At 36.8% G+C, this 14,757-nt stretch carries 11 protein-coding genes and 1 tRNA gene; 2 read left to right on the forward strand and 10 right to left on the reverse strand.

Going from position 1 to position 14,757, the window contains the following annotated elements:
- Positions 1-2 precede the first annotated feature (2 nt).
- Together JM83_RS19095 and JM83_RS06430 are read right to left on the reverse strand one after the other, a co-directional pair.
- A complete protein-coding gene (locus JM83_RS19095) occupies positions 3-167 on the reverse strand; it encodes a hypothetical protein (RefSeq protein ID WP_186434954.1) in 165 nt (54 codons plus the stop codon).
- 47 nt (positions 168-214) lie between these two features.
- Positions 215-982, reverse strand: coding sequence for an enoyl-CoA hydratase/isomerase family protein (locus JM83_RS06430; protein ID WP_144960469.1), 768 nt, complete (start codon positions 980-982; stop codon positions 215-217).
- Between the two features lie 228 nt (positions 983-1,210).
- Here JM83_RS06430 and JM83_RS06435 point away from each other — a divergent pair, with 228 nt between their 5' ends.
- Positions 1,211-1,693, forward strand: a complete 483-nt coding sequence (locus JM83_RS06435) for a hypothetical protein (protein ID WP_144960471.1) — start codon at positions 1,211-1,213, stop codon at positions 1,691-1,693.
- Between the two features lie 226 nt (positions 1,694-1,919).
- On the opposite strand, the gene JM83_RS06440 is transcribed toward JM83_RS06435, so the two are convergent.
- From JM83_RS06440 to JM83_RS06475, 8 genes are all read right to left on the reverse strand, one after another.
- The gene (locus JM83_RS06440) at positions 1,920-3,254 is read right to left on the reverse strand and encodes an MATE family efflux transporter (protein WP_144960473.1); all 1,335 of its coding nucleotides are present in this window, start codon (positions 3,252-3,254) and stop codon (positions 1,920-1,922) included.
- A gap of 15 nt (positions 3,255-3,269) precedes the next feature.
- Positions 3,270-3,788, reverse strand: a complete 519-nt coding sequence (locus JM83_RS06445) for a GNAT family N-acetyltransferase (RefSeq protein WP_144960475.1) — start codon at positions 3,786-3,788, stop codon at positions 3,270-3,272.
- Positions 3,789-3,938: 150 nt separating this feature from the next.
- A tRNA-Ala gene (locus JM83_RS06450) sits at positions 3,939-4,012 on the reverse strand.
- A gap of 72 nt (positions 4,013-4,084) precedes the next feature.
- Positions 4,085-4,954: an alpha/beta hydrolase family protein gene (locus JM83_RS06455; RefSeq protein WP_144960477.1), complete on the reverse strand. Its 870-nt coding sequence runs from the start codon at positions 4,952-4,954 to the stop codon at positions 4,085-4,087.
- Positions 4,941-7,700 (reverse strand): PD-(D/E)XK nuclease family protein, encoded by a 2,760-nt coding sequence (locus JM83_RS06460; RefSeq protein WP_144960479.1) that lies wholly within the window; start codon positions 7,698-7,700, stop codon positions 4,941-4,943. Before JM83_RS06460 ends, JM83_RS06455 begins: the two co-directional genes overlap by 14 nt.
- Positions 7,701-7,767: 67 nt before the next feature.
- Positions 7,768-9,192: an OmpA family protein gene (locus tag JM83_RS06465; protein ID WP_144960481.1), complete on the reverse strand. Its 1,425-nt coding sequence runs from the start codon at positions 9,190-9,192 to the stop codon at positions 7,768-7,770.
- A 248-nt stretch (positions 9,193-9,440) separates the two neighbouring features.
- Entirely contained in the window at positions 9,441-10,634 is a 1,194-nt protein-coding gene (gene kbl, locus JM83_RS06470; protein WP_144960483.1) for a glycine C-acetyltransferase, read from the reverse strand.
- 31 nt (positions 10,635-10,665) lie between these two features.
- The gene (locus tag JM83_RS06475; protein WP_144960485.1) at positions 10,666-13,806 is read right to left on the reverse strand and encodes a UvrD-helicase domain-containing protein; all 3,141 of its coding nucleotides are present in this window, start codon (positions 13,804-13,806) and stop codon (positions 10,666-10,668) included.
- A 174-nt stretch (positions 13,807-13,980) separates the two neighbouring features.
- On the opposite strand from JM83_RS06475, the gene JM83_RS06480 reads away from it, so the two are divergent.
- Positions 13,981-14,595: a superoxide dismutase gene (locus tag JM83_RS06480; protein WP_144960487.1), complete on the forward strand. Its 615-nt coding sequence runs from the start codon at positions 13,981-13,983 to the stop codon at positions 14,593-14,595.
- The last annotated feature ends 162 nt before the right edge of the window (positions 14,596-14,757 follow it).

The raw sequence follows: 14,757 nt of genomic DNA on the forward strand, positions 1-14,757 counted from the left end.
AGTTAGTGTTTTTTGATATAATTCCTAGAATATAAAAATATCCCTACAATGAGTACAATGGCTAAAATGTACCATTTATTCTCTAAGATAAATTCCCAGATGGTAAATCCCCATTCCTGTTCTGGTCTGGGTTGTTTGTCTTTCGGAATTTCCAATTGAAATGGCATCTTTGTGATTTTTATAGAAATATACTCATTATATTTATTGGTCTCATCTATTTTTTGAATTTTTTCAAGGCATTTTTTGTAAATGCCGAAAGCACAAGCTCTCCGGATACGGCAGCTCGATCCATCAATAATTTATCCCAATGAGAAGTATTCTCCCAAAGGATGCTTTTCATTTCTTGTGAGGCCTGCGGATTGTAAGAGGCTAATTTTTCTGCTAAAAGCGCTACTTCCTTATCCATTTCTGAAATTGACTCAAACACCTTAGCAAAAAGTCCTTTTTCCTGTGCCCAATAGGCGTTCTTCCATTCGTGGGCAGCAAGACTTAATTCAGATAAAGCGGCCAATCCCATTTTTCGCTCCACTGCCGGAGCGATCACAAAAGGGCCTATTCCTATAGTTAGTTCAGAAAGTTTGATGGCTGCTGCTTCGATAGCCATGGTATAATCGCAAGCTGCAGCTAAACCAACTCCACCGCCAACGGTTTTTCCTTGAACACGCCCGAGAATCAATTTTTTACAAGATCTCATGCTATTTATCACATCGGCGAAGCCTGAGAAGAATTGTTTTCCTTGTTCCAAATTCTCAATTGCCACCAACTCATCAAAAGATGCTCCGGCACAGAATGCTTTTTCACCTTCAGATTTAAGGATGATCACATTTACTTGCTCATTTTCAGAAAGTTTTTGAAACTCCTTTTGGAGCCTTTTCAGTAATTCCAAAGGAAAGGAGTTGCTGGCAGGATGTCCAAATTCTATCGTTGCAATTTTATTTTGAATGTTGGTATATAAACTTCCGTTTTGGCGGGTAGTGACCATAAGAATAAGATTTTATCAAATGTAAAGATAATGTATAAAATTTCACAATTTCAGAACACATGAGAGCAGGCTCCATCTATATCATAATCATAAGTAGCTGATAATCGGCATATAAGGATCAATCGAAAAATAAATAGATAAATAATCTTATTCATACGCAACCTTTTAAGAATGATAGGTCATATAAGTATAGAAACAATAGCTATTTAATCCTTAAAATTTTAAAAAATGAAAAAATTAATTTTAGTATTTGTGAGTGCATTGGCACTTATAAGCTGTAATATCGATGACGAGGGCCCAAAAACCCTTTTAGCAGCTTCTATCGTTACTAACATTGATGTTCCTGAATTCTTTGAGGCGGGAAAAACCTATGATATTGATGTTACCTATTTATTGCCAGACGCATGTCACACTGCCGCAGGGGTAAAGGCCCAACGCGGAAGTATTAGCAATGGGGAAGAGGAATTCCGTCAAATCTACGTTACTGGTGTGTCGTCTTTCGATGCCAATCTTACTGAATGTGATAAAGAGGCAGAGGACGAGGAGCTTATAAAGGAAAGTACTTTTACGATGAGCATTGCCTCCGATGAAGATGAACCTTATACGTTCTACCTTTGGGCAGGATTAGATGAAAATGACGACAACATCTTCACTGAGGTGGTTGTACCTGTAGGGGATCCTGGTAGTGCTGGCGTAGAAGCAGCTGAATAAGGCACACAATTGGAAGAATGAAATCATTATCATGGTGAGACTAAAATACTCATACACTGATGTTCATTAGAACAGGAAGGCACAGGAAACACATTTCCCGTGCCTTAAATATATAGGGAGCTACCGGAGACTGAGGATAATCCGTAATTTAATAAAAGATATCTCCATGCAAAGGGAAGGTTCTTTTAAGCAATATGGCTTGTGAGTGCAGCCATCTATTTTAGATTTAAATTTCTTTCTTCAAATATTTTCTTCGGAATTGAAATACCAGTGCGCTACTTCTAATGAGCATCCACGCAAAAAAAGCGATCCAGATGGCATACAATTTCAGGCCGAAATAATCCCCAATCAATAGAATTGGAGTAAATACCAAGAAAGTGGCTACCAATAAGAGGTTTCTTAGATACTTTGCTTCTCCCAGCCCTTTAAAGATTCCATCGAACATAAAGGCAATGGCGTTTATGGGTTGCATGAGCAGTACCAGCCAAAACACAGATGAGAACAATACCAAGACACTCGCTTCTTTATTGAATATAAGACCGATCTCATTATAGAACAATGCACAAATACCCATTAAAATAAGGGCAATTAACACAGAGTATTTGCTTATCTTCTTACTGAGTTCCCAAAGGCTTACATAATCTTTGGCTCCCAATAATTTTCCTCCAATGGCATTTCCGGCATTGGCATAACCATCGATAAAAAAGGCAAAGAACAACCAGATATTCATAAGTATACTTTGCGCCGCGATATAATTCTTGCCATAACCTGTTGCATATGCGTTTGCGAGATATATGGCAAAATTAAGTGCAGCTGTTCTAATAAAAAGATTGCCTGCCATTAACAACAAGCCTTTTAATTGTGGATTGATATTAAAACTCAGTTTTAAATGAAAGGGAGTCTTTTTAAAGAAGAACCATAAGGCCATGATGAGCATCACAGCCTGTGCGACCAAACTGGCAATGGCAGCGCCTTTTAAATGCATGGCAGGAATATAACCTTCTACTCCATAAACCAATAAATAATCCAATCCAACATTTACCAACGCTCCCGTAAGACTGCATTTCATTGCCCAGAGCGTGTTTTGTAATCCACGAAAAACCCCAAAAATAGCGAAGGTCACCAAGGTCAATGGATAGCCTATTGCTCGTATTTGGTAATATTCTTCAGCATAGTTCAAAATTAATCCCTCTGCATTGTATGCACTAAAGATGCTATTGGCAAAAAAGGCAGTAACCGCATAAATAACCAAACTAAATAGAAAGTTGAAGGCTATGGCTTGCGGGATCAAGGTCTTTACTGCATGAAGCCTATTGGAGCCCAAATGTCGTGAAACGATTGATGAGATCGCAGTTTTTGTTTGTGCCACGATCCAAACAATAGCTGAGAGAAAGGAACCTACAATTCCGGCTGCTGCCAATGCTTCAATAGGATTTGTATCTACATTCCCAATAATTGCGATATCGGTTAGCGAAATAAGCGGTTCTGCAATCCCGGCGATAATTGCCGGAATAGCAAGTCTATTGATATTCTTAAAACTTATTGCGGAAGTAGTAGACAAAAGAGGTTTATATATTTAGAGCGTGTCCTTTTTTAATACCAGCTCATAACAATGAAACGGCGCAGCGCTTTGCTTTGGAAAGTAAATATCTTCTAATTTTTTATACCCCCGGGTTTCGTAGAATTTCTGATTTCTTTTGTTAAGACTGAAAGTATCCAAACGAACAGATGTAAAATTGAAGTTTCTGGCGAATTCTTCGGCAAAATCCATCAGTTTTTGCCCGTATCCTTTTCCCCAAGTATCCGGATGTGTTGCCAGCCGGTGGATGTAAAGATTTTTTTCTGAAGGGGTTAACCATGAAACTGGAACATATTCTTCATCCATGATGTTGGAAAGTACAACGATCCCTAAGATTTGATTGTTTTCTTCCAATACATAAAGCTCTTTGCAGGCTATGTCTTGCTGCAACTTTTCTACTGAAGGATAAGGCTCGTTCCATTGAAAGATGCCCTTTTCCTGCATGGCAGTCGCGCAAACCCTTGTAAGAGCCTTTGCTTTTAAAAGATCTTCTTGATATGCTTGGCGAATTTTCATGATCGCATAAAGTTAAGATGATAAAATAAAAAAACCATCCTAAAAAGGATGGTTTCCCTCATCGAGGTTTTAATTTAAATAGATTTGTCTCTACTTTTAAAAGCAATTTCCAAATACATGCCTCATGGACTTGCCCTGAGGTCTTGTTTGTGGAGAATATCGGAGTCGAACCGATGACCTTTTGGCTGCCAGCCAAACGCTCTAGCCAACTGAGCTAATCCCCCAAATTCGGTTTCAAAGTTAAACAATTATTTAAATGAACGAAAAATATTTTGACAATCAAATTAGAAATCCATCTATACTGATTTTTGCCCTTTTTCAGCAATAAACTTTAAGGTACCATCCAAAACATATTGAAAATTTATCGGTAATTCCTTGCCCTTCCATGGGTGAGAAACATCGTAAACGTGGTCCGCTCCCTCAACCAGTAAAAGTTCTGGATCTGGGCTCCATTTAAATAATTTACCAGATTCGCTTAAAGGCACCGAGGTGTCTTTGCTTCCATGAACTATTAAGTGCGGAATTTGAAGCGCCTTTGCAGCTCTTGAGATGGTTAAGCGTTCCTCATTTGCTTTAAAATTTTTATAAAATTGAAAATGATGAGGTAATTGCTGTTTGGTCCGTGTGTTTACGATATAGCTTACACCTTTCTTTTCCCATCCATGTAAAACATCTCCAGAAGGAAACCTTGAGGCAAAATCGCTAACTGATGAAAAAGTCACTAATTTTGTGATCCTATTTTCTTCGGAAGCTTTTATAATGCTGATTCCACCGCCGCGGGAATGCCCGATGAGGGTAATATTTGAAGTGTCCAGGTATTTTAAATATTCGGAATTATACTGGAACAACCAATCTATCACCGATTGCAGGTCATCTAGTTCCTTGCTGTAATTATTATCCCCAAAGGCTTCAATATCTAAAAACTCGGTGAGATTTTCCTTAGTGATTCCGTTATGAGAAAAGTTGAATTTCAAGAAGAAATTTCCTTTTTTGGCAAATTCTTCGGCCATCAAGTCCCACGCACCCCAATCTTTAAAACCTTTATAACCATGACAAAAGATCACGATTGGATTAGGTTTGGTATCTTTAGAATAGACCACATCCGTTAAAATTGGTTTATCATGCTTTCCTGTGATTTGAATATTGTTCTTCTTAATAAGCTCCATAAGCGGGTTTTATTTCTTTTTCTATAAAAGGGATTTCCGGGTTGCAGATTTCCAAAATCAATTGTGATAATTGCTTATGAAAATCGTTCAGAATTTCTTCTGTAATCTTTGAGTTTTTAATCGGTTTACCAGCTTGTTTTTCTTTCAAACTAAATTTCATAAAGCCTTCTTTTAAATTTTTAAAGGAGATGACTCCGGCTTCTACTTCTCCATTGTTTTCAGTACTGTTTAAAAGCATAGTAGCATAGGTTAGGACCTGAAAAGGTTTGGAATACTTATCATAATCTGTAGTGAGTAAATCCCAATCTGCTATTTCTAACTGATTTTGCGTCACCTTCCCCGTCTTATAATCTACGATCCTTAAAACTCCATCCAATAAATCTACCCGATCTACTTTTCCTCTAACATGAACAGGAAAATCGAGACCAGTGATCGAAAGTGCTAAGCTTAGGTCGGATTCCACTTCTTTGACAATGATGTTCTTTCCCGCTTCCAATTGTTTGATTTCCATATTCAGGAAATTAATGACATAACGCTTTGCAACCTCAAAGATCAAGAGGTTCTTTCCTAAATTTAAGGGAGCTTTGCTATAGGTTTTCTCAAACTGAACCTTCACTTCTTTTGCAGTTGATTTTTTGAGATCCTTCAGTTTTTCTATTCTAAGAGGTTTTCCTATAAAAGGCTTATAGAACGCTTCCAAAGTATCATGAACTACAGTGCCCAGAGTATTGTAGGCAACGGTTTCTTCCACTTCCTCATTATCTCTAATCCCCAGGATGTATTGCTTATAAAAGTCTAAAGGATTTCTAATATAAGTGGTAAGGGCCGAAGGTGAAAATCCGCGCCCGGCTAATTGCATTAATTTTTCTAGAATTTCAGGAGTTTTTTGAATCTTTTGAAGTTCATTATTAACCACCGGAACTTCAGGAGAAATTATGGATGTAGTTATTTTATGTGCAGGTTGTTGTTCGTGCAGCAATTGCAATAAAAACCTACTTTTTTCACTTCCCATTTGACTTTCTGTATCGGTATCATGGAGAAGATAAATTTTCTTGGCCCTATGTAATAAATGATAAAAGTGATAGGTATAAATGGCATCTTTCTCCTTATAGGTTGGAAGATTGAAGGTTTTTTTAAGGTCGTAAGGGATAAAAGAATTATTGCTTTTTCCTGCCGGCAGAATCCCTTCGTTTACTGAAGTTAAAATAATGGTTTCAAAATCCAAACCACGGGTTTCCAACATTCCCATTAGCTGTAAGCCTTGAAAAGGTTTCCCCTGAAAATCCAAGGATTGCTGACTACTAAGTTCCCGGAAATACTGAAGCAGGGAAACCAAAGAGGTAAAATGTGGGAATTCGGTGATTAATTCTGTTAGTCTTTGTACCACTAGATGATAGTGATATAAAAACTCAAGGGATAAGCTATCCTCGTCTTTATTTAATAGTGCTTTAAAATGCTGTATTATGATTTCAAAGCGTTGTAAAACCTGTGCTGGTTTAAGTTTAACATCATGGAAACAGGTCGAAATCAATTCTAAATGTTCTGCGGGGAAAAAGCCTTCTATTTGCTGTTTGCTTAAATAAAGTAAATTTTCAGTTTTAATCTTATTTATAACCTTTTCTGATCCAAAATTGGTCGCCTTGATAACAAGTGGAGAATTTAGAACAGCAATTACATCCTTGTAATAGATTTTATTGTTTTCTATTTGATATATTTCGAACAGTTTTTCAAAGAAACTTGAGAATACACTGTATTTTAAGGGATATCCCATGGTAATATTCAGGTCTTCAATATTTGGAGGGATAGAATTAAGCATTGGCAGCAAAAGCGATTCATCTCCTAGTACCAATGCGGTAGAATTCAATTGATCCTTCGTTAATTCTGATAAGGTTTCTGCTACAAATTTAACCTGTCCAATATTTTTTGGAACCCCAATAATTTCAATTTCTTTTTCGGTATTGTAGGTATTGGAAGCAAATTCGAATTTATTGGTTTTGTAATAGGGCCAATTCTCGTGATATTGTCTTATAAACAAAGAGGCATCGTGATTATCGTCTTTTAAAAAGACTTCATCTATGTCCCAAAAGATCCTTGCCTTGTTCGCCAACATAGATTGGATAATATGCTGCTCGGCATTGTTCAATGCATTGAACCCTAGAAACACATAGTTTTCGGCATTCAGCTTAGCAAATTCCTCAATGTTCTCTGCTGCATGCCTATATATTAAACCTTGATACCCTTTAGATTTGCTTAATAGATTGCGTTTAAGTAAACTGTAATATTCTGGAAGTTTTTTCCAAAAGGTCAAATAGTTCTTTACGATGTCTGTTTGGTTTTCCCCTAGGGACCAGTGGTTCTTATCCTGAATTTCGAATAGGTAACTAAAGATTTTCATTGGATCTATTAAATACCTATCTATTTCGTTGAAATCATGGATGAGGGTTTGTGCCCAGTTGCCAAAACTCTCGAAATCTTCTAGTTGTTCTTTTGGGGTAAGTTCTTTGTAAACCGCATATAATTCGAAGAGCGTATGTACGGAATCTATAGCTTTTAATCCAGATACCTTTTCTGAAAACTCTTCAATACTTATAACCTTGGGAGAAATGATGGGCCTATCCACCAAGTTTCCAAGTTCTTTTCTAAGATAGGCACCAGCACGTTTGCTGGGCAATACAAAGATCAATGTGGAAATATCCTTTTCTTGGGAAAGGAGTTGTTCAAGGATTTGGGAGATAAAAGACGTCATGGGTTAAAAATAGAAAACGCCCCGAAGAATCGGGGCGTTTTTTAAAAAACTTTAAAGCTTTTTTATACTACATTTTATCTGTAGAATCTTTTTTAGTTTCTTTCATTTCTTTGTCTTTATCCAAAGAAATTTCAACACGTCTGTTATCTTGTCTTCCAGCTGCAGTTTTGTTCGTTGCAATTGGTCTGGACTCACCATATCCTTCAGAAGTCAATCTGTTTGCAGGTACTCCGGCAGAGATTAAAAATTCTCTTACAGAAGCAGCACGCTCTTGAGATAATTTCAAGTTGTAAGCATCGCTACCTTGAGAATCTGTGTGACCTTCAATATGGAAAATTGTATTTGAATATTCTTCCATGATGTCTGCGATAGATTTCAAAGCATTACCAGAGTCAGGACGAATAGTAGCTTTGTTAAGATCGAACAATACAGTTTTAGAGTATTCGTTCAATTCTTTGATAGCTTCAGCAGTTGGTTCAGGACATCCATTGTTAGCAACAGTTCCTGCAACATCTGGACACTCATCATCTTTGTCCAATACACCGTCGCCATCTTTATCTTTAAAAGGACAACCTTTGTTTTCTTTTGGACCAGCTTCGTTAGGACATTCGTCTTCACTATCTTTTACTCCATCGCCATCAGCATCAGGACATCCATTCATTGCAGCAGTTCCAGCAACAGTAGGACATTCATCTTTATTATCTGAAATTCCATCACCGTCAGTATCAGGACATCCATTAAATTCAGCTAAACCAGCTTCATTAGGACATTCATCTTTACGATCTTCGATTCCGTCACCGTCAGTGTCAGGACATCCGTTGAATTCAGCTAAACCAGCAACCTCAGGACATTCATCATCCTTGTCATATACCCCATCTCCATCAGTATCTTTTCCTCCGAAGATAAATTTAATACCGGCAGCATGTTGGAAATGTGAATCTGCTTCATCTTTAAAAGCATATTTATAAGTAGATTGTAAATTTAAAGCGATATTGTCTGAAAACCAGATATTGAAACCAGCTTTACCGTTTAAAGTTCCGTTACCTTCTGAATCTAACCAGTTGTAACCACCACCAACTCCAAGTTGTGGGTCAAACCATCCGTCGTTCAATAAAGCTCTAAGACTATAGTTGGCCATAGCATCAAGAGCATAGTAAGATAAATCGTCTACACCTTGATCTCCAAAAGTATCTATTTGGTTGACAGAACCTGCAACCTCAAAAACGAATCCACCACCCACGTATCTAGAAACAGAAAGTCTAGAAACAGAAGGAAGGATGTTCCATTTGTCAGTATCGAAAAATCTGTCTCCAAATTCTCCTCCGGCCACGCCGTTACCAATCATTCCTGGGGTGTCGTCACCAGTACCAAAATAGTTAACCGCATTTACACCAATTTCGATGGCCCATGGGTTATTTTCGTCTTGTGCTTGCATGGAAGAGAAGCCCAAAACAAATAATGAAGCTAATAAAAATCTGCTAAGATGTTTCATATTTGTTGATTTAGTTTTAAGTGTTAATTGAAGCAAAAGTATGTGCTAATTCGATATTAACAAAGATAAAATTAATAAAGTTTTCTTAATTGACCACCATATACACCGTATTTAAAGGGTTTTACTTTGTTTTAATGTATAAAAGCAAGGTGTTTTCACGTATTTTATAGCTATGAAATTAACAGAATAAACCATAAATTTTAAGAGAATATCAATATTTTTGATAATATACCGGCAAGGGTGGTTATTTATACCACTTTTAGTTCCTTTCCAACTTTTGTAAAAGCGGCTATAGCTTTATCCAAATGTTCTTGTTCATGAGCAGCAGAAAGTTGTACTCGAATTCTTGCTTTACCTTTGGGAACAACGGGAAAAAAGAAGCCAATCACATAAATTCCTTCCTCTAACAACTTATCTGCCATATCCTGGGATAATTTTGCATCGTACAACATTACGGGTACAATTGCAGAATCCCCATCTATAATATCAAAGCCTGCCGCTTTCATTTTCTCTTTAAAATACTTCGTATTGCTCTCCAATTTATCGCGTAAACTAGTATCGTTTTTAAGCATGTCAAAAACCTTGATAGAAGCACCCACTATAGAAGGCGCCAAGGAATTCGAAAATAAATATGGCCTGGAACGTTGTCTCAATAGGTCAATGATCTCTTTTTTACCAGTTGTATATCCACCCATAGCGCCTCCCAGGGCTTTTCCAAAGGTACCGGTAATAATATCTATCCTGCCTAAAACACCTTTTTCTTCCATGGTGCCAATCCCTGTCTTGCCAATAAAACCTGTGGCATGACATTCATCTACCATGACCATGGCATCATATTTATCGGCTAGATCACATATTTTATCTAAAGGAGCAACCAGGCCGTCCATAGAGAATACCCCGTCTGTAACGATCAACTTGAACCTAGTACCTTTTTCATTGGCAGCTTGCAATTGCTTTTCAAGATCTTCCATGTCGCCATTTGCATATCTATATCTAGCGGCTTTACAAAGCCTTACGCCATCTATAATAGAAGCATGGTTCAAAGAATCTGATATTATTGCATCTTCTACAGAAAGCAATGGCTCAAAAATCCCACCGTTGGCATCGAAACAGGCAGCGTATAAGATAGTGTCCTCAGTACCATAAAAATCTGCCACTTTTAGCTCCAATTCCTTATGGATATCCTGGGTTCCACAAATAAAACGAACACTGGACATTCCGAATCCATGCGAATCCATGGTATCTTTAGCGGCCTGAATTACATCTGGATGAGAAGAAAGTCCTAAATAGTTGTTCGCACAAAAGTTTATAACCTCTTGACCAGTAGAAATTTTTATGGCAGCTCCTTGAGGAGAGGTAATTATCCGTTCTTTTTTATAAAGTCCGTTTTCTTTTATTTCTTTAATTTCTGCTTGTAAATGCTCCTTTATTGATCCGTACATAATTTCATTTTTTTTCAAAAATAAACATCTTTTAAACAAATGTGAGGTTCACTTCTGTATTAATATATATCAGTATTTTTTTAATAACGCTATATCCCATTTCATTTAGGATATTTTCGTATTGCTCCATTTGGAGCTGATGTGTCTTTTGGAATGCTCCCGTTTTATAATCTATAATTGTAACAAACTTGTCTTTTATATTCAATCTATCAGGACGCAAAACCTCTCCATTTGGGCTTAGAATATTCCTTTCTTTCACAACTATACTTTTAGCAGTATAATATTCTGACAGTTCCGGATGAAGAATAACTTCTGAAATTAATTGCTCCAATTCCTGAAGTTCGCTTTCTGGTATATCTTCATCTTGCGTAAATTTCTTAATTGCTGAGGGCATATCTTCCATAGTATCTATTTCTGAAAAGATATCGTGGTACAAATCCCCCTTTATAATCGCTTTTTCCTGAAGCGAACCCCACAACAACCCGGATTTTGTCATTATTTGAACCGCATTATTTTGAGTGGAAGAGGAGAAAAAACGATTGTTTTTAAGGTTGCTAGTTACATCTGAAGCTTTATAATTTTCAATATTTTTCGAACCAAACTCGAAAATATCTTGGCCATCTTCCCATAAATGATTGGCCTTTAAAAACCCAATAAGTAAACCGGATACTTTGTTTTCGTTTATTTCCCCTTTGGCGTTAATGTCCAAGTTGGAAATTATATACAACTGTTGGGCCGCTCTGGTAAAGGCAACATATAGAATATTGATGCTGTCGAACTCTGTTTTATACAAGAGCTCTTGATAGGCATTCGCTTCTGTTTCTCCCCAATCCAACATTCCTTTTGAAGCTTTTAAATACCCAATTGGAATCTCGTTCAAACCTTCTGGAAGGGGGAGCCATATAGATTCCCGGGAGACGTCCTGTAATGCAGAATTCGCAAAAGGATAAATGACGATTGGAAATTCCAACCCTTTGGATTTATGGATAGTCATGATTTGGACCGCATCATTCGATGCAGGAGCGAGGATGCTTAATTTTTCACTTTTTTGGCTCCAGAGTTCCAAAAATTCGGAGATACCAATGTTTTTATTATTTAAGGAATCAAAAACAAAATCCAAGTAGAACTGGAGGTAGGCATCGGAATCTTTAATTAATGAAAAGGCTCTTATAATATATTCCGCAGCTTCATAAATGGATAAAATTTGGATCTTTTTTAGGTCGAAATAAATATCATGCTCTGTAAGCCAAGCAAAAAACCCCTGATGTTCCTTTTCTAAATTTTCTAGGATCAATTTATGGGCATCTTTGATCTCTAATTTCTGAACCAGATAATTAAGCAGTTCCCATTTTATATTTTTATCGTGAGGATTTAAAGAAACACTTAAAAGGTTATTGATAAAACGAACTTCAGGAGAGTTGGATACCAGCAACGATTCCGAAGAAACTATGGCTACACCTTGCTCATTTAAATAGTTTGCAATCGCAAAACTTTCTTTTCTAGTCCGGGTTAAAATACAAATATCACTTCTGGAGACACCTTGTTCATCTAGATCTTTGATTATCTCCAGAGATTTTATTGGGTGCAGTTCTAATTCCTCCTCCTTCTTTTTAGCTTTAAGAAAAGAAATATTCACATAACCGCCTACTTGCTTGATGGGTTCTTGTGCACTTTTTAGAAAAAGGCTTTTATAAGTATCACTTTCAAATTTATTGGAAATATACTGGAAGAAAGAATTGTTAAATTCAACCACCTCTTTTGCGCTTCTATAGTTGGAAGGAAGGTCTATTACCTCTTTTTTCACCTGGAATGGATTTTCAGCCATACACAAATCGATAAACTGTTCTGCTTTCCCGCCCCTAAACCTATAAATAGACTGTTTTGCGTCTCCAACCAAGGTGAGGTTCGCCGCTGGTTCGCTATCAGATTGAATGGTATTAAGGTTGTGATCTGCCAGCGGGATTATATTTGTCCATTGCATTTCTGAAGTATCCTGAAATTCATCTATAAAATAATTTTTATAGCGTTCTCCAAGTCGCTCGTAAATAAAGGGAACTGGCTGATTGTTGATCTCTTTGGCGATGGTTGGATTAAAATCGGAGATCAAAACCAGGGAGCGTTCTTTCTTTATCTTATCTATTTCATTGGAAATTTCACTTAACAAAGAAAGCGGAATAATGCTTTTATCTATAGCTTTTAAATAGTCCCGTTTAAGAATGGCCTTTTTGGAGCTATTGAAAAGTGCTGCGATTTCCGATTGATGTTGATCTAAAACGGCTTTTTTGTCATCACTTAATCTTTGTGGGTAAAGAGCGGAATCTTCTAGTTTATCCTGCCATTTAGCCCCAAATAGTTTTATAAAATTTCGGTTTTTTATTTTAATGAAATATTTAAACAAATATCCACCGTTGAAATCCTTTTCGGTGAGATCGAATTTAGCTAGAAGATCAAAAAAAGAGTTGGCAGCTCCAGTAATATCTTCTTCAATTAAAACGATTCCCAATTTTACTTTTTCAGAAAAATCAGCGAAATCCTGAAGGTTTTTTCCTTTTAATTGTTGCACATATTGCTGCTGGTTCTCCCGAATAAGCAATTTAGAGAAAGAGAATAGGTCCCTGCCAATATCCCAGCTTTTGTCATCGTCGGTTTTATCCAAAGTAAACTTCAGTAGCACCTTGGTGAGTTCTTTTTCTTCTCCGGCCCTATTTATAACCCGGTCTACGGCCTCTTGTAGAATAAGATCTACATTGAGTTCTACTTCAAAATTAGTAGGGATCCCAAGATCTTTGGCAAAAGTTCTTATTATTTTATGTGTAAACCTATCTATCGTGGAAATATCGAAAGCGGCATAATTATGAAGTATATTCTTCAGTATTCTTTTTGATCGTTTCTGAATTTCATCCTTCTTCAAATTTGTTTCCTTAATAAGAAGCGCCAAAAGAGGTTCGCTACTAGCAGGAGTTTCCTCTTTGGCCAAAGAACTCAATCCAAGAATCACTCTGGATTTCATCTCTCCCACGGCCTTGTTGGTAAAGGTGATAGCAAGGATGTTTTTATAGGCATCATCACGGCTACTATTTAAAAGCAATACCAGATAATCTTTTACAAGCGTAAAAGTTTTACCGGAACCTGCCGATGCGTTGTAGATTGTAAAGGTATTGGAATTGGTCAATTAAAAGATATTTTGTGAAAGTTCGTGGATCTAAATTAAAGATATATGATAATAAATCACTCTCATTAGAACACAATCTTTAAGTATTTTATAACACAAAAAGATTTAGATTAAAACCCTTAATGCCTAAATTTGAAACTCTTGAATAAATATTAATTAAAAAAACATATAATTATGGCTTTTGAATTACCAAAATTGAATTATGCTTTTGATGCATTAGAACCACATATAGATGCGAAAACAATGGAAATCCATCATGATAAACATCATGCAGGATATACCAGCAAACTAAATGATGCTATTGAAGGCACCGATAACGAAGGAAAAACAATAGAAAATATCCTTAAAAATCTGGATATGTCCAACAAAGCCGTTCGCAATAATGGTGGGGGTTACTACAACCACAATTTGTATTGGGAGATCATGTCGCCAGATGGTGGAGGAAAACCAGATGGAGAATTGGCAAAAGCTATTGATGCGGCTTTTGGTTCTTTTGATGCTTTTAAAGATGAATTCTCTAAAGCAGGTGCTACGCAGTTTGGATCTGGATGGGCATGGTTATGTGTTCATAAAGGTGGAAAGGTAGAAGTTTGCTCTACTCCAAACCAGGACAACCCATTAATGCCAGAAACAGGATGTGGCGGAACACCAATCTTGGGCATGGATGTTTGGGAACATGCTTACTACTTAAAATATCAGAACAAACGTCCAGATTATATTAATGCATTCTTTAATGTGATTAACTGGAAAGAGGTTGCTGCAAGATATGCTCAAGAGAAAGAAAAATAGGTTTCAACATTCTAGAATAAAAATGGCCGAGGAAACTCGGCTTTTTTTTGTTCACTATTGCGCATAAAAAAAGGTGGATGAGAATCCACCTTTTTTTGCCCCAAATCTACCATGAACTTAACCTACTTATGCTATGGCTCTGCTAATATATATAATTAAAGC

The sequence above is a fragment of the Gillisia sp. Hel_I_86 genome, assembly GCF_007827275.1.
Classification (GTDB): domain Bacteria; phylum Bacteroidota; class Bacteroidia; order Flavobacteriales; family Flavobacteriaceae; genus Gillisia.